Here is a 22,080-nt window from a genome sequence, read left to right on the forward strand (position 1 = left end):
TCAGCCGGCCTCGGTGGCCCGCGCCCCTTCGATCAACGCGACCACCTCGGGTGTCACCCGCCGGTCCGAAGGCGTGGCCAGGTACGTCGGCATCCGCGGTGAGGGGTCCCGGAGCGGCCGGAACACCACCCCCGGCACCGGCAGCAGATTGGCGTGCGCCCGGTAGAACACCGTCCAGTGTGGACGGCCGAACCCCAGCGTCCCCAGTGTGTCCTGAGCCGTCGTGAAGTCCGGGCCCAGCAGCGGCTCGAAGCCCGCCTCCCGGCAGCAGGACACCACCAGGTCGTACAACGGCTGGTTCCGCGCAGGCGAGCTCAACCGCGCCGGAATGGCGGCCAGCGAGGCGAACGGGACCACCTCCGACCCGGCCAGCGGGTGCGAAGCCGGCAGGGCCACCACCACCTCATCCGTCCACAGTGGAGTAAAGTCGAGCCCGGGGGAAGACCGGGAGCCCCGGACGATCGTGGCGTCCAGCGATCCGTCCCGGACTCGCTGCAGCCGCTCGGCTGTCGGTGCGTGGACCAGCTCCAGTTGCGCCTCCGGGGCCCGCCGCGTGAACTCGGCCAGCAGCACGTCCAAGCGGTCGCCCAGGCCCTCGCTCGTGCCGAGCCGCAGCAGCCGGACGTCGCGGAAGTCCGCCACCGACGATTCCGCCCGCCGGGCCGCCGTCAGCACCGCCCGGGCCTCCGGCAGGAACCGCTGCCCCGCCTCCGTCAACGCCACCGACCGCGTCGTGCGCGTCAACAGCGGCACGCCCAGCGAACGCTCCAGCCGCCGGATCTGCTGGCTCACCGCCGGCTGGACGATGTGCAGCCGCTCCGCCGCGCGGCCGAAGTGCAGCTCCTCCGCGACCGTCACGAAATACCTCAGCTGACGCAGCTCCACCGGCCGACCCCATTCATCAGGCTTCGTGATCAGTGTAGGAGCGGACTGCCCCTCGAAAAGCGCCGAGCCGAACCCCAAGCTCGACGGCATGCCCCTCTTGGACGTCGACAACATCCGCCTCCACTACGAAGACGCCGGCACCGGCCCGGCCCTGCTGCTCCTGCACGGCTGGGGGACCAGCGGCCGCGTCTGGCAGTCGTGCCTGCCCGATCTCGTGCGCGACCACCGCGTCGTCACCCTCGACTGGCGCGGCTGCGGCCGCTCCGACCACCCCGCCGACGGCAACACCATCGCCCGGATCACCGCGGATCTCGCCGAGGTCATCGAGACGCTGGAAATCGAACCCACCGTCGCCGGGTCGAGCATCGGCGGCGTCTTCGCCACCGAACTGGCCCTCGCCCGGCCCGATCTCGTGAACCACGTCGTCGCCGTCGACAGCCCCGCGTACTGGCCCAGCACCGGCATGCTGGAGAAGGTCCGCGACCTTCGGGAACGGCTCGTCGACGACCGGGCGGGCACCCTCGGGGACTGGGTGCCGAACTGGTTCGCCCCGGGCGCCGCGCGCGAGCTCGTCGACTGGACCGTCCGCCAGCTGCTCGACTCCGGTGCCTACATCGACGAGCTGTTCACCGAGTGCACCACCTACGACCCGCGGCCCCGGCTGGCGGACCTCAAGACCCCGATCACCTACCTGCACGGCGAACTCGACGCCGAAATCCCCCTGGACGTGCCGCGCACCTGCGCCGCCGAGACGCCCGGCGCCCGCGTGCACGTCCTCGCCGGCTGCGGGCACCTGCCGCACCAGGAAAACCCGCGCGCGTTCACCGCCGCCCTCCGGGAAATCGCCTGAACGATGCCGAAAGTGACCTTCGAAGACGCCGTCGTCCACTACGACCGGACCGGCGACGGCCCCGGTCTGCTCCTGCTCCACGGCACTGCCGCCTCCCGCGAACAGTGGGCGCCGCTGACCGCGCTGGCAACAGGCTTCACCGTCCTGGCCCCCGACTTCCCCGGCTCCGGCCGGACCACCGACGGCGGCGGCCCGATCACCGTCGAAGCCCTCGCCGCCCAGGCCGAAGCCGTCCTGGACCACGCCGGGTTCGGCGCCGCGCACGTCGTCGGGCACTCGCTCGGCGCGGTCGTGGCGGCGCACCTGGCCGGCACCCGCCCGGACCGGGTCCGGTCCGCGGTCCTGCACGCCGCCTGGCCGGTCACCGACACCAGGCAGGACGCCGAGTTCCGCTACTGGCTGGACCTGCTGGAGACCGGGACCTTCGCCCGGATGCTCCCGCTGATGGCCTTCGGCCCGCGCTACTGGGACCAGGCCACCGCGGAGAGCAACGAACAGCTCGTCAAGACCCTCGAACCGGCGATCCAACCGGGCACGGACCGCCAGATCGCGGCCGACCGCGCCGTCGACCTCCGTCCGGTGCTCGGCCGGATCACCGCGCCGGTGCTCGTGCTCGGCAGCGCGCACGACCGGATCGTCACCGCGGACCAGCAGCGGGCGCTGGCCGCCGCGATCCCGGACGCGCGCGCCGCCGAGATCGACGCGGGGCACGGTGCCCCGGCCGAACTGCCGGCCGAGTTCGCCCGGCTCGTGCTGGACTTCGTCAGGTCAGCGCCTTGAGCACCACCGCGGCCACGCCGGCCATCCCGGCCTTGACCGGGTGGTAGGCGGCCGCGGCGAAGACGTCCTGGTTCTTGCCGTTGATCCACGCCGAGCCGCCGCGGGCGCAGGCGTCGTGGCCGCGTGACGGGCCGAAGGTGTCGACGTACTCCGCCTTCCCGTCCGCGTCCGCGGCGTCGGACAGCGTCCGGTTCAGGGCTTCTTCGACGCTGTTCAGCCACGCGTAGTCGCCGTCGGCGAACGGCAGCACGTCCGGGCAGTAGCCCTGTTCGGGGGCGATCCGCGGGTACCCGACCAGCAGGACCCGCGCGCCCGGCGAGCGCTCGTGGACCGTGGCGAGCGCCGCCTCGACCCGCGGGCCGATGTTGTCGATCGCCGCCATGATCGTGTCCGTGCCGCTCGCGCTGAAGTGCTGTTCGCACGGGCTGCCCGTCGGGTCGCTCGCCCGCAATCCGGGACAGGTCGCGGTCAGGGTGCCGAACACGCCGTAGTCGTTGCCGCCGATGCCGAGGGTGACCAGGTCGGTGTCGACGCGCAGGGCGTCCAGCTGCGGGGCGTTGGTGCCGTCGAAGGGCACCTTCTGCGGCCGGGTCATGTTCGTGGTGTCCGCCCCGGCGCAGCTGACGTCGGTGAACCGACCCGGGTGCAGGGCCGCGGCCACCACCGACGGGTAGTTCGCCGTCGACCGCCCGCAGCCGAGCGGGTCGATTCGCTGGACCGGGATGTACGGCCCGGAGGTGTAGGAGTCGCCGAGGGCGACGTAGTGGTGGTACTCGGCCGCCGACGCGGCGGCCGCGGTGGTGGTGAGCAGGATGGCTGCCGAGAAGCCGGCGACGAGCAGCCGGGTGGTGCGCATGAAGACCCCGTTCTCGCTGGTGGAACTGCTGCCACCAGATTTAGCGAGCCCCGGCCGCCGAGGGGACGGACTTCACCCGCCAGTCGGGTCACCGTCGCCGTGCTCACGGTAAGTGATCAAGGTGCGCCAGAACAGCAGCGGCCGGACCGTGCTCCCGGGCAGCAGCCGGGCCGACTCGCGGCGCAGCTCGGCCAGCGTCGGGTAGTCGTCGACGACCGGGGCCTTCGGACCCTCTTCGGGGCCGCCGTTCAGCCGTTCGCCGGCGTAGACGACCAGCCGCGCGAGCGCGTTGACCGGGAACGCCGCGAGGGCACGCGCCCAGTCCGCCGGCGTGCTCGGCTTCGCCAGGCCGAGCACCACGAGCACCCCGCCCGGCACCAGCGCGCGGCGCAGCTTGGCGACCGTTTCGAACGGCATGTGGTGCAGCGACGCCAGGCACGAGATGTAGTCGTAGTGCGCCTCGGGCAGCGCGTCCGTGGTGACGTCAGCCTGCCGGTAGACGATCTCGCCGGGCCCCGGCGACCCGAGCCCGGCCGCCGCCCCGACCATCGCCGCCGAGACGTCGACCGCCTCCACCGCCATGCCGGTCGCGGCCAGCCGCCGCGCGAACCGGCCGGTGCCGCAGCCGACGTCCAGCGCGATCCCCGGCCCCGGCGGCAGCAGGTCCAGCAGCAGCGGGTGGTAGTGGTCGTTGTGGTTGAACGGCATGCGTCGAGAGTGCCACCCGGCACGCACGTAGACTCGGAAGGCAAGTGCGAAAACCCCAGGCCGGAGGAGATTCAGTGCCGCAGGATGAGACAGGTCGCAGGCCGGACCTGTCGGATCTGGACAGTTTCGCGGGCGTCGACGAACTGGGGACGTCGGGCTACGAGGAGTCCGACGACCACGACCCGGAGCTGGACGTCCGCGACACCGCGTTCGAAGCCGGCGGCGGCTCGCGCGGCGGGATCGGCGGCGTCGGCCAGCTCGGGGACAACCTCGCCACCGGCCCGGTGCCCGACCTCACCGTGCCCGAGGACGCCGAGTTGCACGAGCTCGACGACCAGGGCGAACAGGTCGCGTACGGCGACCCGGACGGCCCCGAGGCGCGGCGCGAGCTGATGGCCGTCGAGGCCGAGCTGAACCAGCGCTGGCCGGAGACGAAGATCGAGCCGTCGCTGACCCGCATTTCGGCGTTGACGCAGCTGCTGGGCGAGCCGAACAAGGGCTACCCGGTGCTGCACGTGGCCGGCACGAACGGCAAGGGTTCCACGGCCCGGATGATCGATGCGCTGCTGACCCGGATGGGCCTGCGCGTCGGCCGCTACACGAGCCCGCACCTGCAGCTGGTCACCGAGCGGATCGCGCTCGACGGCCGGCCGATCTCCGCCGCGCGCTACGCCGAGCTGTGGCACGACATCGCGCCGTACGTGTCCATGGTGGACGGTGCCTCGGCGGACGGCGTCGAGATGAGCAAGTTCGAAATCCTCACCGGGATGGCGTTCGCCGCGTTCGCCGACGCCCCCGTAGAGGCCGCGGTGCTCGAAGCGGGCCTGGGCGGCGCCTGGGACGCCACGAACGTCGCGGACGCCGACGTCGCCGTCATCACGCCGATCGGCCTCGACCACGTCGAGTACCTCGGGCCCGACGCGGTGAGCGCGGCGCGCGAAAAGGCGGGCATCATCAAGCCCGGCTCGGTCGCGGTGATCGCCGAGCAGGACCCCGAGGTGCTCAAGGTGCTGCTGGAGCGCGCGGTCGAGGTCGACGCCGCGGTCGCGCGCGCGGGCAGCGAGTTCGGCGTGCTGGAGAAGGAGATCGCCGTCGGCGGGCAGCTGCTGAAGCTGCAGGGCCTCGGCGGGGTCTACGACGACGTCTTCCTGCCGCTGCACGGCGCCCACCAGGCCGCGAACGCCGCACTGGCGCTGGCCGCGGTCGAAGCGTTCTTCGGCGCGGGCAAGGACAAGCAGCTGGTCGTCGAGGCGGTGCGCGAGGCGTTCGCCGAGGTCGAGACGCCGGGACGGCTCGAGCGCGTCCGCTCGGCGCCGACGGTCCTGCTCGACGCGGCGCACAACCCGCACGGCGCCCGAGCCCTTGCCACCACGGTGTCCGAGGAGTTCGCCTTCCGCCGCCTGGTCGCGGTGGTCGGCGTGATGGCCGACAAGGACGCCCACGGCATCCTGGACGCGCTGGAGCCGGTGGTCTCGGACATCGTCGTGACGCGCAACTCCTCGCCCCGGTCGATGCCGCTGGACGAGCTCAACGAGCTGGCGATCTCGGTGTTCGGCGAGGACCGCGTGGTCGCCGAAACGGACCTGGAGACGGCGATCGAGACGGCGATCGCGCTCGTCGAGACCAACGACGACCCGGAGGAACCCCTGGCGGGCGGCGGCGTGCTGGTCACCGGCTCGGTGGTCACGGCGGGCGAGGCGCGCACGCTGTTCGGGAAGGAGCCGGCGTGACGTCGCCAGCCAAGCCCAAGGACCCGATGAAGGGCTTCCGCGGGGTGATGTCGGGGACGCTGATCATGGAGGCCATCACGGTCGCCCTGGCCATCCCGGTGGTGAACAAACTGGGCGGCGGCATCTCGACGGGCACCGGCTGGACGGTCATCGCGGTGGCCGCGCTGCTGATCGTGACGTGCGGGTTCGTCAAGCGCCCGTGGGCGGTGCCGGTGATCCTGGCGCTGCAGGTGGTGCTGATCGCGCTGGTGTTCTGGCTCCCGGCGATCGCGGTGCTGGGCGTGATCTTCCTGGCGGTGTGGCTGTGGCTGCTGTGGCTGCGCCGCGATGTCGCCCGGCGGATGGCGGCGGGGACGCTGGCCAGCCAGCAGCCCCAGCCCTGACCGTCACGGGTGCTGGCAGGCCCGGACCTCGGTGACCAGCGAGTCGAGCGCGTCCAACGCATCGGCCGGCACGTCGAGGTGGTAGATCCGGTGCGGGCCCGACCGGCTCACCGCCAGCAGGCGGGCGTCGAGCAGCACCCGCAGGTGCCGCGACACCGTGGACTGCGGCAGCCCCAGCGCCTCCTGCACCTCCCCGACCGTCGCTGACCCGCCGCGTTCGAGGAACACGCCGACGATCTGCACCCGGGTCGCTTCGCCGAGCGCCCGCAGCACGGGCAGGGCCGTGGTGAGCGCGTTTTGGATCACGCCGGCACCCGCTCGAGCAGCTCTTCGAGCTCACCGGTCGGCAAGCCGTGCCGTCGGCCCAGCGCGATCCAGTCCTGCAGCATCCGAAGCGTCTGCTCGCCGTGGCCGCCGAAGTGGCTGCGCAGGTACTGCGGCACGTCGAACGGCGCCAGCCGCGGCAGCACCGCCAGCGCCGTGCGCACGGCCTGCGGGCGCACGGGCCGGGGGACCGGGCTGTCGAATTCGGCCGCGACCGCGTTGCGCGCCTGCGTCGCGGCGGCCGCGAGCCGGCGCGCGGACCGGCGGGCGGCCGCCAGGTCGAAGTCCGCGGCGTGCAGCCCGGCCACGACCGGCATCGTCGCCGCGGCGGACAGCAACGGCGCCGCCAGGGGTGCGGTCCGCGGCCGGGCGAACAACGACCCGAGCAGCGCCGACGCCGGACCGGCGACCGTGAACCGCGCCCGCGGCCACAGCCACGTCGGATCGGCGCCGCCGGCGAAGAACCCGGGCACCACCAGGCCCCACGGCCGGTCGCCCGCCAGTTCGCGGAGCAGTTCGACCTCCGACGGCACCTGCGTGACCGCCGCGACGACCGCCGCCGGCGCGAGCAGTTCGGCGACGCCGGGCGAGGTGGGCGAGGCCGTGCTGATCGCCACGTCCCAGCCCTCGCCCGTCGTCACCAGGTCGACGGTCCGCCGGGCGGTGCGCCGCCGCCGGGTCTCGACCAGCAGGGAGTCCGCCGTCCGCTCGCGCACGGCCAACCCCACCGGACGGGTCAGCGACGTCGCCAGCACCCGGGCCACCGGGCCCTGTCCCACCACCAGAACACGCATGCCGAGCACTATATCCGCATATCCGGATATAGGTAGTCCCCCTGTGCGATGTCGTCGAGCAGGCCCGGCTGCTTCGGTGACCAGCCGAGCAGTTCACGGGTGAAGGTGCTGGAAACCGGGCCGTCGAAGCCGTAGGCCGCCGCCATGAACGGGCTCACGTAGTGCCCGGCGGCCTCGTCCGGGGTCAGGGAAACCACCGGCAGGTCCAGGCCGCGCCCGATCGTCTCGGCGATGCTCCGGAACGGCACGTTCTCGGCGGTCGCGTGCAGCACGCTGCCGGCCGGAGCGCCCTCCAGGGCCAGGCGGAAGACGACCGCCGCGTCGAGCCGGTGCACCGCTGGCCAGCGGTTGGCGCCATCGCCGATGTAGGCCGACCGCCCGGTTTTGCGCGCGGTGTCCACCAGCCAGGCGATGAACCCGTGGTCGCCGGGGCCGTGGACGGTGGGGGCGAGCCGGACGACGCTCGCCCGCACGCCGTGCGCGGCGAAGTCCAGGCAGGCGCGCTCGCCGGCGATCCGGAACGCGGCGAGCCCGGCCGGGTCGGGTTCGTCCCGCTCGGTGCGCTCCCGCCCGGCGGGCATGACCAGCGTGCCGGACGTGCTCACGAACGGCTTCCCGGAGCCCGTCAGGGCCTGGCCGAGCGTCTCGATCGCCGTCCGGTCGCGGCGACTCATGTCGTCGGGATCGGTGAAGTCGCCGCCGAAGGCCATGTGCAGCACGCCGTCGGCGGCTTCGGCGCCCGCGCGCAGGCTGCCGAGGTCGTCGAGCGAACCGGGGTGCGGCGTGGCGCCGAGCGACCCGAGCCGGGCGGCGGCCGCGTCCGACCGGGCCAGGCCGGTGACGGTGTGCCCGGCCGCGAGCAGCTCGGCGACGACGGCGGGGCCGGTCTGGCCGGACCCGCCGGTGACGAAGACGTGCATGGGACTCTCCCGCGTAGTGACAGTGACTGACGCTACAAACCGTACCTCGTAGTGTCAGTCACTGTCACTACGGGTAGGCTGGCGGGGTGCCACGCAGCGGAGAAGAAGCGCGCCGCCGTCTCCAGCAGGCGGCGTTGGAGCTGTACCGGGAGCGCGGCTTCGACCGGACCACCACGGCCGAGATCGCGGCGCGGGCCGGTGTCACCGAGCGCACGTTCTTCCGGCACTTCCCGGACAAGCGCGAAGTGCTGTTCGACGGCGAAGCCGCGCTGCGTGCGGACCTGACGGCATCGGTGGCCGGCGCGCCCGACGGGCTGCCGCCGCTGGAAACCCTGCTCCGCGCCTTCCGCAAGGCCGCGCGGATCATGGAGGGCAACCGGCCGTTCGCCGAGCCGCGGCTGGCGGTCATCGCCGCGACCCCGGCCCTGCGCGAGCGTGATCTGGCCAAGGCCGCGGCGATGGGCGACGCGCTGGCGGCGGCGTTGCGCGCGCGTGGCGTCGACCCCCGGCTCGCCGCGCTGGCGGCCCACGTCGGCTGGGCCACCTTCCACCACGCGGCAGGCGCGTGGATCGAAGAATCCGCACGCGGCCTGGACGAACACCTCGAAGAGGCCTTCGCCGACCTGCGCACGTTGTCGGCGGAGACGGGCGGCTGAGCGCCCGCCTCCGCCGGACGTCAACGCAGCACGACCACCCGCAGCGCCGGGGAGCGCAGAATGTCGGCCTCGCAGAACCGCTCCTTCACCCACTCACCGCGGCTGTAGAGCTTCGTCTGGTCGCTGAAGTACGGCGACGCCGGGTTGGCCGACTGCGAATACGTCAGCAGCGTCGACGAGTCCGGGCACCCGCGCCCGCCGAAGCCGACCACCTGGATGTAGCTGGACCCGTGCGCGACCTCGACGTTGCCGTGCGCCGGGTCCCACACCGGCGTCATCACGTTCAGCACCCCGAGGAAGCCCTGGGCGCCGTGGATCGGGATGCGCTCGCCGTTGCGCGTCACGGCCTGGCCGTCCCGCAGCCGCGCGTCCGGGGCCAGGCCCGCCGTGCGCAGCTCCACCAGCGCGTCCCCGAACGCCTTCTGCACGCCCGCGTCCCCGACGTTCAGCGTGTTCGGCGTGGTCAGCGGCGCCTTCGGATCGAAGGGCACGGTGAACCTCGGCAGGTTGGCCAGCCGGGCGGCGAACCGTTGGAACAGCAGCGAACCACGGCTGTCGAGCGAGTACGTGTGGTCCCAGTTCGCGAGTGCGGTGCACGCCGGGCCGACCGGAACCGGGCCGGACGACGACGGTGCCTGCCCACCCGGGAACGACGCGCACAGCTTCGCCAGGTCCGCCGCCGCCAGGTCGGCGACGAGGCTGTGGTCGGTGAAGAGCATCTTCTTCATCGAGTCCGTGCTGAACTTGCTCGCCTCGGCCGTGAGCAGCGCTTCCCGCGTACGCGGCGAACGCTCGGTGTCCTGGTCGCCGACGATCCGCGGGAACCCGGTGAGCGGCGCCTTGGCGTTCGCGAGCCACGCGCTGTCGTTGGTGTTCAGCTCGTAGTCCCGGCGCTGCTGCTGCGGCAGCCGGTCCGGCGCGAAGATCCCCGGTTCCAGCGCGCCGGGATCCGAACCCCAGTGGCACGACGACTTCCCACCGTCCAAAATAGGCAGTCCGTCGCCGGCGAACGTCTGCCGGCCCAAGGGTGTGCTGCACTTCGCGGCCAGTTCGTCGGTGACGTGCGGGACGACCTGGATGTCGGCGTAGAGCGCGTTGCCCGCCCGGTCGGTGGCCATCGTGTTCACCCACGGCACGCCCTGCGTGCTGCTGAGCGCGCGGACGACGTCGGCCGTGCTGCGCGCCTGGTCGAGCTCGAACCACGTGTTGAGCCCGCGCATGTTGGTCGCGTTGGCGTCCCGCAGCGCGTACGCCGACTTCGCCGTCCACGGCACCGGGATCCCGCCGACGTCGGTCAGCACCGGGCCGTACCGCGTCGACCAGAACGTCTGCCGCGCCGGTTTCAGCGAGCCGTCGGCCTGGCGCACCTGGACGGTGACCTCGCGGGAGGTCATCTTCTCGGGCTTGCCGTCGACCACGTACGTCGTCGGGTTCCCGGCCGCCAGCGGCACTTCGAACAGGCCGAACGTGACCGGGGTGGACACCGTGTGCGTCCAGGCCGCGTCGGCGGTGTGCCCGATCATCACGAACGGCATGCCGAGCAGGCTCGCCCCGGCCACGTCGACCCGGCCCGGGATGGTCAGCTGGCTCTGCCAGAACCGCCGCCCGTCGTGCCACGGGTAGTGCGGGTTGCCGAGCAGCACGCTGCCCCGGCCCGACGCGGTGCCGTCGCTGCCGACGGCGATGCCGTTGCTGCCGAGCCCGCCCTTGCCGAGCCCGTCGCGTAGGCTCGCCGAGAGCTGCGCGGCCGTGCCCGGGGCCGGCGTCGGCGCCCCGGACGGCGGCGCCGCGAACAGCCCTTCGGTGACGAAGCCCAGGCCGCCGGTGACGGCGATGGAGTAGAAGTGCCGGTAGAAGTCCTGTTCGGTGATCGGCCGGACCCAGTCCGCGCCGCGGCAGGCCGGATCGGTGATCCCGGACCGGCCCGTGCGCGCCAGGAAGGCGTTGTACCCCTTCACATAGCCCGAGACGACCTGCCGGACCTCGGGCCGTGGCCCCTGCGGCGCGGGCTGCGCGACCAGCCGGTCGACCACCCCGGAGTCGTTGAGCTGCTGGAAGAACAGGTCGCTGTGCAGGTTGCTCTTCGCCTCGGACAGCGACGGGTAACCCCCGCCGTCCGGGCCGAAGTACCGCGACCGCTGCGCGCTCACCGTGACGTAGATCTTCGCGAGTTCGCAGACGTTGTCGGTCGCCGCCGCGTAGCCGTACCCGTAGCCGAGGCCGGCGAAGTCCTTGGCGACGATGTGCGGGATGCCGTGTTCGGTGTAGCGGAGGACGGCTTTCGCGCCGTCCTGTCCGGCGTTCGCGACCCCCGCGCCCAGCGTGGACACCGAGAGTGCGGCCGCGAAAACGGCCAGCGCCTTCCGGATGTGTGACATTGCGTACCCCCTTGTCGTGATCGCCACGCTACCGACGGCGATGACGTCCGGACATGGGGGAAACCCCCGGTATTCGTTCACCCGCGCGCAAACCGGCGTTGGCCGCGGCGGGATAGAAACCGCGCATGACCGCACACTCCCGCCGCACCCTCCTCAAGGCCGGGCTGACCGGCGCCTCCGCCGTCGCCGCCGGCCTCGTCGTGCCGTCGACGGCCTTCGCCGCGGTCCCGCTCGTCCGCCGCGACCGGCCGGTGCTCACCCACGGCGTCCAGTCCGGCGACGTCACCCCGGGCTCGGCGATCGTCTGGTCGCGCGCGGACCGCCCGTCGCGCCTGGTCGTCGAGATCGCGCGGGACCCGTCGTTCCGGCACGCCCGCCGCGTGCCCGGCCCGGTGGTGGGCCCGGACAGCGGCGGCACCGGCCGGGTGCGCGTCCCCGCGCTGGCGCCCGGCACCGAGTACCACTACCGCGTCACGGCCGAAGCCCTCGACGGGCGCGCCACGAGCGAGCCGCTGACCGGCCGGTTCGCCACGGCGCCGGTGGGCCGCCGCGACGCGCGCATCCTGTGGTCGGGCGACGTCGTCGGCCAGAACTGGGGGATCAACCCGGCCCTCGGCGGGATGACGATCTTCTCCGCGATGGCCGCCCGCTGCCCGGACCTGTTCCTGCACAGCGGCGACACGGTGTACTCCGACGGCCCGCTGACCGAGACCGTCACCCTGCCCGGCGGCCGGACCTGGCGCAACGTCGTCATGCCGGAGAAGTCCAAGGTCGCCGAGACCCTCGACGAATTCCGCGGCCAGCACGCCTACAACCGGCTCGACGACAACTTCAAGCGCTTCGCCGCGCAGGTTCCGTCGTACGTCCAGTGGGACGACCACGAGGTCCTGAACAACTGGTACCCGGGGGAGATCCTCGACCTCCCGGCCTACACCGAAAAGCGGGTCGACGTGCTCGCGCCGCGGGCGTACCAGGCGTTCCACGAGTGGCACCCGATCGACCCGCGCCAGGCGGTCGACGGCCGCGTCTACCGCAGCTTCAAATACGGCTCGCGCGTCGAAATCTTCGTCCTGGACATGCGGACCTACCGCAACGCGAACACCGCCGACCCGGCGAAGCCGGGCTACATCCTCGGCGACACCCAGGCCCGCTGGCTCGCCGACGCGCTCGGCCGCAGCACGGCGACGTGGAAGATCGTCCAGGCCGACATGCCGCTGGGCCTGGTCGTCCCGGACAGCCCCAGCGGGATCGAAGCGGTGGCGAACAACCTGCCGGGCGCGCCGGGCGGCCGCGAGACCGAGCTGGCCTGGGTGCTGCGGCAGATCCAGCGCCGCCGCGTGCGCAACGTCGTCTGGCTGACCGCCGACGTCCACTACACGGCCGCGCACCACTACTCGCCCGACCGGGCGGCCTTCCAGGACTTCGACCCGTTCTGGGAGTTCGTGTCCGGGCCGCTGAACGCGGGCGCGTTCGGGCCGAACAAGCTGGACCCGACGTTCGGCCCGGAAGCGGTGTTCGTGCACGCCCCGCCGACGGCGAACACCGCCCCGATCGACGGCTTCCAGCACTTCGGGGAGCTGAACGTCGACGGCGCCAGCGGCGACCTGACCGTCGACCTGCGGGACGCCACCGGGGCGTCGCTGTGGTCGAAGACACTGCACCCGCAGGGCCGCTGAACACTGTCGGCTACGCTCACGCGCACCGAAACTCACCGCATCAAGGAGAAAAACCGTCGTGACTGAACGCACGCTGGTCCTCGTCAAGCCCGATGGCGTCGCGCGCGGCCTCGTCGGCGAAGTCGTCTCGCGGATCGAGCGCAAGGGCCTCAAGCTCGCCGCCCTCGAGCTGCGGACCGTTCCGCAGGCGCTGGCCGAGGAGCACTACGCCGAGCACAAGGAGCGTGCGTTCTTCGGCGACCTGCTGGAGTTCATCACCTCGGGTCCGCTGGTCGCGCTCGCCGTCGAGGGCCCCCGCGCCATCGCGGCGTTCCGCCAGCTGGCCGGCGGCACCGACCCGGTCGAGAAGGCCACCCCGGGCACCATCCGCGGCGACTTCGCGCTGGAGACCCAGTACAACCTGGTCCACGGGTCGGACTCGCCGGAGTCGGCCGAGCGCGAGCTGAAGCTCTGGTTCCCCGACCTGTGATGCCGTGACCGGCACCGGGGCCGCGCCATCGCGCGGCCCCGGTTTCCGGGGGGAGACCCGATGACCACGATGCCGTTCCCCGCCCGCGAGTACCTGCCGGTGCTGCGCGAGCTGACCGGCGCGTTCGCCGAGCGGCTGCGCACCGCCGACCCGGCCGCGGCGGTGCCCGACTGCGCCGGCTGGACCCTCGCCGACCTCGGCACCCACCTCGGGAACGTGCACCGCTGGGCCGCCACCGTCGTCACCACCGGCGACGCGCAGCGCCAGGACTTCGAGCAGCCCCCGGGCGCCGACCTGGCCGCCTGGTACGCCGAAAGCGCCGGGATCCTCGTGGACGCGCTGGCCGCGGCCACCCCCGAAGACCCGTGCTGGCACTTCGGCGGCACCGGGAAGACCAAGGCGTTCTGGTTCCGCCGCCAGGTCCACGAAACCGCCGTCCACCTCGCCGATTCGGGGAGCGGGCACGTGCTCGATCCGGCTGTCGCCGCCGATGGTGTCGACGAGGTCCTCACCGCGATGCTGCCGCGCGTGACGCGCTGGCACGCCGTGCCGCGGCTGCCTGGGCCGGTCACCTTGCGCGCGACCGACACCGGTGACGCCTGGACCGTGCACCCCGGCGAGCCGCCCGCCCTCGGCCCGGCCGCTTCCGGGGCCGCGACCGTCGAAGGTTCCGCCCGTGAACTCCTGCTGCGGCTGTGGAAGCGGACCGGGCCGGAGCCCCGCGCCACCGGCGAAGCCGCGGAGGCGCTCCTCGCCGCCCCGCTGACCCCGTGATGGTGTTCTAGACCATTCAGGCGGCGTTCACCGGGAAGTCTTCCGCCGGCCGTGCCGCTGCGCTGTGCTGGTCCGGCTCACTTCCACTTGATGCTGGGGTACCTGGTGAAGAAGTCACGCACTGCGCTGCCGCTCGCCGCCCTGTTCGCGACGGTGTTCGTCGTCCCCGCCCACGCCGACCCGCTCAAAGCGCCGCTCGGGACGCCGCCGGTCGAGGCCGCGCCCGCCGCGTCCTCGGCCCACGAAGGGCCGGCCGCCTTCGCCGCCGCGGACCCCGACGACGGCCTGGTCACCGGCAGCGCGACCACCGAAGTCGCGCCGGGCCTGAACCTGACCCAGTTCGACCGGTTCGACCCGGCGGGCTGGATCCGCGGCGACACCCTCGCCGTCGATCTGGGCAGCAAGGTGCTCAAGCCGGCGTACCTGAGCCCCGGCACGGTCTCCGCGCGCACGCCGTTGTCGCAGCAGGTCGCGCGGGCGGGCGCGGTGGCCGGCGTCAACGGCGACTTCTTCGACATCAACGCCACCGGCGCGCCGATCGGCGTCGGCATCGACCGCGGGCAGCTGCAGACTGCCCCCGCCGCCGGGCACAACCTCACCGCATCGATCACCGACCAAGGCAAGGCAGTGCTGGCGTCGGTCTTCCTCGAAGCCACCGTGACGCTGCCCGGCGGCGTGGTGAAGGCGACCAACTTCAACAGCCCGGTCCTCGGCACGGACGCGATCGGCGTCTACACGCCGTTGTGGGGCGCTTCGAGCCGTCAGACGTCGGTGGCCGGAGCGTCCCGGGTGCGCGAGGTCGAGCTGCGCGACGGCGTCGTGACCGCCACGCGCGAGCAGCCCGCGGCCGGCCCGATCGCGGCAGGCACCACTCTGCTCCTGGCCCGCGAAGCCGGCGCGGACGCCCTCGCCGCGCTCCAGCCGGGTGACGCGGTCGGTGTCACCTACGCGCCCCGCTCGGACGCCGGGAAGATCGCGGTCGCGGTGGGCGGCAACGAAGTCCTCCTCCGCGACGGCGTGGTGCAGCCGGTCGACAACGTCGCCATGCACCCGCGGACCGCGGTCGGCTTCTCCGCCGACGGCCGGAAGCTCTGGCTGGCCACCGTGGACGGGCGGCAGGCCGACAGCCGCGGGATGACCGAGCTCGAACTGGCGCGGCACATGAAGAGCCTCGGCGCCGACGACGCGATCAACCTCGACGGCGGCGGGTCGTCGACCCTCCTGGCGCGCAACGAGGGCGAAGCGGCGCCGAGCGTCCGGAACTCGCCGTCCGACGGCGGGGAACGCCTGGTGCCCAACGGAATCGGCTTCGCGACCGTGCCGGGCAGCGGCAAGCTGACCGGGTTCGCGCCCGCCCCGGCGGTGGCCGCGGACGGCGCGAACCGCGTGCTGTCGGGGCTGAGCAGGCACCTGGTCGCCGACGGACACGACGAGACCGGCGCCGCGGTGGCCGCCGACCCGCGCTGGAGCACGTCGGACCCCCGGCGTGCGAGCGTGACGCACGGGGTCGTCACCGGTCACCGCGCGGGTGCCGTCGACGTCGTCGCGCGCTCCGGCCGCGCGTCCGGGAAGACGGCGCTTTCCGTGCTGGGCAAGCCGGTCCGGCTGGGGACGAGCACCGAGCAGGTCGCCCTCTCGGGCGCGGGTGCGAAGAGCACGTTCAAGGTCTACGGCTACGACGCCGACGGCTACGGCACCTGGCTGGAGCCCGACGACGTCAAGCTCGACTACGACCACTCGGTCGTCCGGATCGAGCCGTCGGGCGACGGCTACGCGGTGACCGCGCTGACAGCCTCCGGCGCTTCCGCGATCACCGCGTCGGCGGCGGGGTTCACCACGCACCTGGCCGCGTCGGTCGGCACCGTGCCGCGGATCGCGGCCCCGCTGGACGGCCCGGCGGGCTGGACGGCGACGGTGTTCCCGGCGGTCGTCGGCGCGGCCCTGTCGGCGGCGCCCGGCCGTGACGGCGGCGCCGGGCTCGCGCTCGACTACCGGCTCACCGGCACGACGGCCACCCGCGCGGCCTACGTGACGCCGTCGGCCCCGCTGCCGGTCCCCGAGGGCACGCAGAAGATCGGCCTGTGGGTCAACGGCGACGGCAAAGGCGCGTGGCTGCGGGCGGAACTGCGCGACGCGGCGAATGTGGCGTCCATTGTGGACCTTTCGCTGAGCGTCGACTGGACGGGCTGGCGGTACGTCACGGCGGTGGTGCCGGCCGGGCTGCCCGCCGGGCAGCGCCTGGCCCGGTTCTACGCCGTCGAAAACGTGCCCGACCAGCAGTACGAAGGCCGGCTCGTGTTCGACGACCTGACGTTCGAGGTGGCGCCGACGACGACCGTGCCCGCCGATCCCGCCCCGCACGACCCGGCACTGGTCACCGACGGCGTGCTGGCCGGCGGCCTGCGGGTCGCGGTGGTCAGCGACGCCCAGTTCACCGCGGACGACCCGGCGGGACCGCTGGTCGCCCAGGCCCGGCGGGCGCTGCGCGAAGCCGTCGCGGCGAAACCGGACCTGGTGCTGATCAACGGCGACTTCGTCGACCGCGGCACGGCACCCGACTTCGCGCTGGCCCGGCAGGTGATCACCGGCGAGCTCGACGGCAGGGTGCCCTGGTACTACGTGCCGGGCAACCACGAGGCCGAAGCGGGCAACGGCCTGGCGAACTTCCAGGCCGCGTTCGGGGTGCCGCACCAGGTCATCGACGTGCGCGGCATCCGGCTCGTGCTGCTGGACTCCTCGCGCGGCTCGCTGCGCGCGGGCGGGTTCGACCAGGTCCGGATGCTGCGTTCGGCGCTGGATTCGGCGGCTGCGGACCGGTCGATCCGCGGCGTCGTCGTCGCCATGCACCACCCGGTGCAGGACCCCAGCCCGACCGGGAACTCCCAGCTCGGCGACCGCAAGGAAGCGGCCCTGCTGACCCGGTGGCTGACCGGGTTCGAGCAGGCGTCGGGCAAACCGGCTGCGGCCGTCGCTTCGCACGCCGGGGTGTTCTCGCTGTCCCGCGTCGACGGGGTGCCGTACCTGGTCAACGGCAATTCGGGCAAGGCACCGGCGGCCGCGCCGGGCGACGGCGGGTTCGTCGGCTGGACGCTGCTGCGCGTGGACCCGGCCGATCGGGCCCAGCCGGTGCGCTTCGAGACGCGCCCGAACGTCGACGCGCTTTCCCTCTCGGGGCCGTCGTCACTGGCCCGCGGCGAACGCGCGGTCGTCCGGGCTTCGCTGCGGCAGGGGACGCGGGACGTGCCGGTGGCCTACCCGGTGAGCGCGGACTGGCAGGTCGGCTGGGGCGTCGTGGCGTTCGACCCCGCTTCCGGCGTCCTGACGGCGCTGCGGCCGGGGGTCGCGCGGCTTTCGGTGACGGTCAACGGGGTGACGCAGTCGCTGGTCGTGACCGTGCGCGGGTAAAGCGTTCGGTTTTTGTCGGTGGTGCGTCCTAGGGTGCGGAGCGTGGACGAATCGGAGGACCGGGAACCGGCACTGGTGCAGGCCAAGGCACTGGTGAAGCGCTTCGGCGAGTTCGAGGCCGTGCGCGGGATCGACGTCGAGGTGCGGCGCGGGGAGGCGTTCGGCTTCCTCGGCCCGAACGGCGCCGGCAAGTCGTCGACGATGCGGATGATCGCCTGCGTGTCGCCTCGCACCGACGGTGACCTGCGCGTGCTCGGGCTGGATCCGGAGGCCGCCGGGCCGCGGATCCGCGCGCGCCTCGGCGTGGTGCCGCAGCAGGACAACCTGGACGTCGAGCTGACGGTCCGGGAGAACCTGCTGATCTACGGCCGCTACTTCGGCCTGTCCCGCGCGGCGGCCCGGCGGAAGGCGGCGGAGCTGCTGGAGTTCGCCCAGCTGAGCGACCGCGCGGACGACAAGGTCGACCCGCTCTCGGGCGGCATGAAGCGGCGGCTGACGATCGCGCGGTCCCTGGTCAACGACCCGGAGCTGCTCCTGCTCGACGAGCCGACGACGGGCCTCGACCCGCAGGCCCGCCACCTGCTGTGGGACCGCCTGTTCCGGCTGAAGGCCCAGGGCACGACGCTGATCGTCACGACCCACTACATGGACGAAGCCGAGCAGCTGTGCGACAGGCTGGTGGTGATGGACCACGGCCGCATCGCCGCGGAGGGCTCACCGGCCGACCTGATCCGGCGGTATTCGACGCGCGAGGTGGTCGAGCTGCGGTTCGCGCCGGGGGAGCAGGTTGCGGCGGCCCAGCAGGTGGACGGCCTGGCCGAGCGGGTCGAGGTGCTGCCGGACCGGGTCCTGCTGTACGCCGACGACGGCGAGGAAGCCCTGGAACACACGCACTCCCGCGGGGTGCGGCCGTTGTCGAGCTTGGTTCGCCGGAGCTCGCTGGAGGACGTGTTCCTGCGGCTCACCGGCCGGACGCTGGTGGACTGATGGCGACGGTCTCCACCGGCCGCGTGGTCGGCAAGTGGCACGGCGCCTGGCTGCGCGTCGAGGGGTACTGGACGTGGTACCGAAGGCACTGGGTGTCCACTTTGTACTCCACCGGCCTGCAACCGGTGCTTTTCCTCGCCGCCATGGGCCTCGGCTTCGGCTCGCAGGTGCGGCCCGGCACGGTCACCGGCGGGCTGTCGTACCTGCAGTACGTCGCGCCCGCGCTGCTGGCCGCCGGGGCCGCGCAGCAGGCCGTCGGCGAGTCGAGCTACCCCGTCCTGTCCGGCTTCAAGTGGCAGAAGGACTACCTGGCCGTCACCGCCACCCCGGTGTCACCGGGCCAGGTCTTCGGCGGCCACCTGATCTGGTCGGCCCTGCGCCTGACCCTTGCGGGCGCGATCTACGCGTTCGTCGCGCTCTTCTTCGGCGCCTGGACCGGGCCGGGGGTGCTGCTGGTGATCCTGGCCGGCACCGTCACCGGGCTCGCCTGCACCACGCCGATGGCCGCGCTGGCCGCCCGCACCTTCGACGAGGGCCAGCGCTTCGGGTTGATCTTCCGCTTCGTCCTGATCCCGATGACCTTGTTCTCCGGCACGTTCTTCCCGATTTCCCAGCTGCCGGCGGCGATCCGCTGGCTGGCCTGGCTTTCCCCGCTGTGGCACGGCACGCAGCTCGCCCGTGGCGTGAGCATCGGCGGGGTCGGCGGCTGGGCGCTGCTCGGCCACTTCGTCGTGCTGGCGGCGTTGTTCGCGGCCGGGTGGGTGCTCGCGCACCGGGCCTTCTACCGGAGGCTGGTGGTCTGATGGCGGCCGTCGAAACCCGCGCCGGGTTGTTCCTGCGCATCCTCCCGCCCGCGCTGTACGCGGGCCGAGCCCGCATGCTCGTCGAACGCGCGGCGATGGTCTACCGCGGCAACCTGCTGATCTTCCTGTCCGGCGCGGTCGAGCCGTTCCTCTACCTGCTGGCCTTCCAGCTGGGGTTCGGCAAGCTGGTCACCGAGGTGACGGGCCCGGACGGGCACCCGATGAGCTACGTCGCGTTCGTGGCGCCCGCGCTGCTGGCGACGTCGGCGATGAACGGCGCCGTCTTCGAGTCGACGTACAACCTCTTCTTCAAGCTGCGCTACGCCAAGCTGTACGACGCCATGCTGGCCACCCCGATCGGCCCGCTGGACGTGGCACTGGGCGAAATCGGCTGGGCGATCACGCGCGGCGGCATCTATGCGGTCGCCTTCCTGGCGATCGCGGCGGCGATGGGCCTGCTCGCGTCGTGGTGGGCGCTGCTGATGGTCCCGGCGGCACTCCTGGTCGGCCTGGCGTTCTCGGCGATCGGCATGGCCCTGGTGACGTTCCTGCGGTCGACGGCCCAGTTCGACTACATCCAGCTGGGCCTGACCCCGATGTTCCTCTTCGCGACGACGTTCTTCCCGCTGTCGGTCTACCCCGAGCCCCTCCAGTGGGTGGTCCGCTGCCTCCCGCTCTACCACGCGATCGAGCTGATGCGCGGCCTGGCCACCGGAATCCTGTCCGGCAGCATGCTGGTCAACCTGGCCTACCTCCTGCTCCTGGGCGCAGTGGGTCTCTGGGCATCGACCCGCCGGATCGCCAAACTCCTCCTGACCTGAGGTGATGCCCCGCCAATCACGCGAGATGCCCCCTCAATCACGCGAGATCCGCCCCCAATCACGCCAGATCCGTCCTCAATCACGCCAGATCCGGCTTCGGGCACCGGCCGCCGGGGTCAGCGCGCCGGATCCGGCCGTCCGCCCGGTGCCACGGCGGCCGCCGGCGCGTTGACCATCCCGTGCCCGTAGAACCCGTTGTAGCCCTCGTACCCGGCGCAGTACGCGTCCTGCAGGCCGTCGCCGGTCAGGTCGTAGTCGGCCGGGCAGGGCATCGGCATCGCCTGCACGTCGAGCGTGCGCCGCAGTTGCCGGGGCCCGGCCTTCTCCGCGGCGGACGCCAGCAGCGCCAGCACACCGGTGACGTGCGGCGCGGCCATCGACGTCCCGCACAGTGGCGCGTACCCGCCCGGCACCGTCGAGAGGACGCACTCGCCCGCCTCCCCACCGGGCGCGGTGATGTCGATCACGCCCAGCCCGTACGAGCTGTAGCCCGCCTTCACCCGGTCGGCGCCGACGGCGGACACCGCGACGACGTCCCGGAGCCCGGCCGGCAGGGCCTCGCAGCCGCTGCTCGCCCCGGGTGCGCCGGACCGCGCCGACGGCGTGAGGTCGACCGCCTCGTTGGTCGCCGCCGCCACGTTCAGCGTGCCCGCCGACGTGCTGTATTCGACCGCGCGCGCCAGGACCTCGTGGACGACGCCGCGGTCGTTGCCGCGGATGCACGAGAGCGTCCACGGGTTGACGAAGAAACTGCTGTTCGTCAGCCGCATGTGCCGTGACGCAGCCCACATCAGGCCGCACACCGCGGCTTCGGGATCGGCGTAACCGCGGTCGTCGATGACCTTCACCGACGCCACGCTGACCCCGGGCGCCACCCCCGTCACCCCGCGGTCGTCGTCGGCCGCCGCGATGATCCCGGCCACGTGCGTCCCGTGCACCGACGTCGTGGGCGCCCAGGCCGCCGGCGACCGGTCGGGGGCGCCGGTCAGGCAGCCGGCCGAGTCGTCGCGGTCGAGGGCGTCGGCGAGGTCGGGGTGGTCCGGGTCGATGCCGGAGTCGAGGACGCCGACCACGACGTCCCGGCTGCCGCCGGCCCCGCGGCGGGCGTTGATCATCGCCATGTCCCACTGCTGCCCGCTCAGGTCCGCGGTGGGCACCCGCGCGGGATCGGTCGGCGGCAGCGGCGCCCGCACCGGCTGCGGCCGGACCTCGGTGGCGCGCTGCGCGGCGAGCCGTTCGCCCTGGGCGCTGAACGCCCGGTCGAGGCCGATCCGGCCGCCGAAGCCCGGGTCGCCGGAGGTGGCGACCGCGACGGCGATCTGCGGGTAGTAGACGGTGGTCGCGCCGCAGGCGGCGGCGATCTCCGAGCGGGCCGCGGGCTCGGCGGTGCCGCGGTCGAAGGTGACGACGTACCGCAGGACCCGGCCATGGGCGCAGCCGGGCTCGCCGGCCGCCGCGGGACCGGCGGTGACGCACCCCGAAAGCACCAGGACGGTGCACACGGCCGCGCGCAGCGGCCGCGCCAGCAGGGACACCGGACCTCCCACCGGATGCAGGAACCGCGGGTGCCGGCGCGCGAGATCCCGGTCACCCCGAGCCGCACGGTAGCCACCCCGTGCCCGGCGGACAAGCGCTGCGGCCAAGTTCCCCCGCCGGTGGGGCTCGCGGCGCGCCCGGCGGCGTGGGCGGAGGTACCGAGTACACCGGAGCGGTCACCCGGTGTGGGATACTCGGGGTGGCCGCTGGGCCGCGGGGCGCATGTGAGAGGTGCTGCCTGCGGCGTTGTGGCCCGGTGAAGTGCGTGGACTCCCGCGACGCGCGTCGCCGCCCGCGAACCGGGCGGCTGGACGACGTGGCGGGCGGCCCGGGGGCCGCGAGTGC

The 22,080-nt window shown here is 73.2% G+C and carries 20 protein-coding genes; 12 read left to right on the forward strand and 8 right to left on the reverse strand.

The features are described from left to right. Nucleotides 1-885, reverse strand: a complete 885-nt coding sequence (locus tag OO60_RS08800) for a LysR family transcriptional regulator (RefSeq protein WP_033261162.1) — start codon at nt 883-885, stop codon at nt 1-3. An 88-nt stretch (nt 886-973) separates the two neighbouring features. Here OO60_RS08800 and OO60_RS08805 point away from each other — a divergent pair, with 88 nt between their 5' ends. After that, nucleotides 974-1,735 carry an alpha/beta fold hydrolase gene (locus tag OO60_RS08805; protein ID WP_004562798.1) on the forward strand — a complete coding sequence of 254 codons (762 nt, stop codon included), beginning with the start codon at nt 974-976 and terminating at the stop codon, nt 1,733-1,735. Nucleotides 1,736-1,738: 3 nt separating this feature from the next. Beyond that, nucleotides 1,739-2,515 (forward strand): alpha/beta fold hydrolase, encoded by a 777-nt coding sequence (locus tag OO60_RS08810; RefSeq protein ID WP_033261163.1) that lies wholly within the window; start codon nt 1,739-1,741, stop codon nt 2,513-2,515. On the opposite strand, the gene OO60_RS08815 is transcribed toward OO60_RS08810, so the two are convergent. After that, nucleotides 2,499-3,371: an SGNH/GDSL hydrolase family protein gene (locus OO60_RS08815; RefSeq protein WP_004562800.1), complete on the reverse strand. Its 873-nt coding sequence runs from the start codon at nt 3,369-3,371 to the stop codon at nt 2,499-2,501. The two genes, OO60_RS08810 and OO60_RS08815, sit on opposite strands and share 17 nt — an antisense overlap. A gap of 72 nt (nt 3,372-3,443) precedes the next feature. Continuing rightward, nucleotides 3,444-4,079 (reverse strand): class I SAM-dependent methyltransferase, encoded by a 636-nt coding sequence (locus OO60_RS08820; protein ID WP_004562801.1) that lies wholly within the window; start codon nt 4,077-4,079, stop codon nt 3,444-3,446. Nucleotides 4,080-4,153: 74 nt separating this feature from the next. Between OO60_RS08820 and folC the strand changes: the two genes are divergently transcribed. Further along, on the forward strand, nt 4,154-5,809 hold the full coding sequence (gene folC, locus OO60_RS08825; protein WP_004562802.1) for a bifunctional tetrahydrofolate synthase/dihydrofolate synthase: 1,656 nt from the start codon (nt 4,154-4,156) through the stop codon (nt 5,807-5,809). After that, nucleotides 5,806-6,192 carry a DUF4233 domain-containing protein gene (locus tag OO60_RS08830; protein ID WP_004562803.1) on the forward strand — a complete coding sequence of 129 codons (387 nt, stop codon included), beginning with the start codon at nt 5,806-5,808 and terminating at the stop codon, nt 6,190-6,192. Before folC ends, OO60_RS08830 begins: the two co-directional genes overlap by 4 nt. A 3-nt stretch (nt 6,193-6,195) precedes the next feature. On the opposite strand, the gene OO60_RS08835 is transcribed toward OO60_RS08830, so the two are convergent. Genes OO60_RS08835 through OO60_RS08845 form a run of 3 tightly spaced genes read right to left on the reverse strand, consistent with a single transcriptional unit; the run spans nt 6,196 to nt 8,230 of the window. After that, entirely contained in the window at nt 6,196-6,498 is a 303-nt protein-coding gene (locus OO60_RS08835; RefSeq protein WP_004562804.1) for an ArsR/SmtB family transcription factor, read from the reverse strand. After that, entirely contained in the window at nt 6,495-7,310 is an 816-nt protein-coding gene (locus tag OO60_RS08840; protein WP_156081300.1) for a hypothetical protein, read from the reverse strand. The genes OO60_RS08835 and OO60_RS08840 overlap by 4 nt, the downstream gene beginning before the upstream one ends. An 8-nt stretch (nt 7,311-7,318) precedes the next feature. After that, entirely contained in the window at nt 7,319-8,230 is a 912-nt protein-coding gene (locus OO60_RS08845) for an SDR family oxidoreductase (protein ID WP_033261165.1), read from the reverse strand. 86 nt (nt 8,231-8,316) lie between these two features. Here OO60_RS08845 and OO60_RS08850 point away from each other — a divergent pair, with 86 nt between their 5' ends. Further along, nucleotides 8,317-8,886: a TetR family transcriptional regulator gene (locus OO60_RS08850; RefSeq protein WP_033261166.1), complete on the forward strand. Its 570-nt coding sequence runs from the start codon at nt 8,317-8,319 to the stop codon at nt 8,884-8,886. Between the two features lie 20 nt (nt 8,887-8,906). On the opposite strand, the gene OO60_RS08855 is transcribed toward OO60_RS08850, so the two are convergent. Further along, nucleotides 8,907-11,264 carry a penicillin acylase family protein gene (locus OO60_RS08855; protein ID WP_004558802.1) on the reverse strand — a complete coding sequence of 786 codons (2,358 nt, stop codon included), beginning with the start codon at nt 11,262-11,264 and terminating at the stop codon, nt 8,907-8,909. Nucleotides 11,265-11,389: 125 nt separating this feature from the next. Between OO60_RS08855 and OO60_RS08860 the strand changes: the two genes are divergently transcribed. From OO60_RS08860 to OO60_RS08890, 7 genes are all read left to right on the forward strand, one after another. Next, nucleotides 11,390-12,940 carry an alkaline phosphatase D family protein gene (locus tag OO60_RS08860; RefSeq protein ID WP_033261167.1) on the forward strand — a complete coding sequence of 517 codons (1,551 nt, stop codon included), beginning with the start codon at nt 11,390-11,392 and terminating at the stop codon, nt 12,938-12,940. Between the two features lie 58 nt (nt 12,941-12,998). Continuing rightward, nucleotides 12,999-13,409, forward strand: a complete 411-nt coding sequence (gene ndk / locus OO60_RS08865; protein ID WP_004561228.1) for a nucleoside-diphosphate kinase — start codon at nt 12,999-13,001, stop codon at nt 13,407-13,409. Nucleotides 13,410-13,469: 60 nt separating this feature from the next. Beyond that, on the forward strand, nt 13,470-14,183 hold the full coding sequence (locus OO60_RS08870; RefSeq protein WP_004561227.1) for a maleylpyruvate isomerase family mycothiol-dependent enzyme: 714 nt from the start codon (nt 13,470-13,472) through the stop codon (nt 14,181-14,183). A 90-nt stretch (nt 14,184-14,273) separates the two neighbouring features. After that, nucleotides 14,274-17,588, forward strand: coding sequence for a phosphodiester glycosidase family protein (locus tag OO60_RS08875; protein WP_051767660.1), 3,315 nt, complete (start codon nt 14,274-14,276; stop codon nt 17,586-17,588). A 33-nt stretch (nt 17,589-17,621) separates the two neighbouring features. After that, on the forward strand, nt 17,622-18,575 hold the full coding sequence (locus OO60_RS08880) for an ABC transporter ATP-binding protein (protein WP_081911170.1): 954 nt from the start codon (nt 17,622-17,624) through the stop codon (nt 18,573-18,575). Beyond that, entirely contained in the window at nt 18,575-19,378 is an 804-nt protein-coding gene (locus OO60_RS08885) for an ABC transporter permease (protein ID WP_033261169.1), read from the forward strand. The genes OO60_RS08880 and OO60_RS08885 overlap by 1 nt, the downstream gene beginning before the upstream one ends. Next, nucleotides 19,378-20,199, forward strand: coding sequence for an ABC transporter permease (locus OO60_RS08890; protein WP_033261170.1), 822 nt, complete (start codon nt 19,378-19,380; stop codon nt 20,197-20,199). The genes OO60_RS08885 and OO60_RS08890 overlap by 1 nt, the downstream gene beginning before the upstream one ends. Nucleotides 20,200-20,315: 116 nt before the next feature. On the opposite strand, the gene OO60_RS08895 is transcribed toward OO60_RS08890, so the two are convergent. Further along, nucleotides 20,316-21,734, reverse strand: coding sequence for a S8 family peptidase (locus tag OO60_RS08895; protein WP_033261171.1), 1,419 nt, complete (start codon nt 21,732-21,734; stop codon nt 20,316-20,318). Nucleotides 21,735-22,080: the final 346 nt, after the last annotated feature.

The sequence above is a fragment of the Amycolatopsis vancoresmycina genome (assembly GCF_000716785.1).
Classification (GTDB): domain Bacteria; phylum Actinomycetota; class Actinomycetes; order Mycobacteriales; family Pseudonocardiaceae; genus Amycolatopsis; species Amycolatopsis vancoresmycina.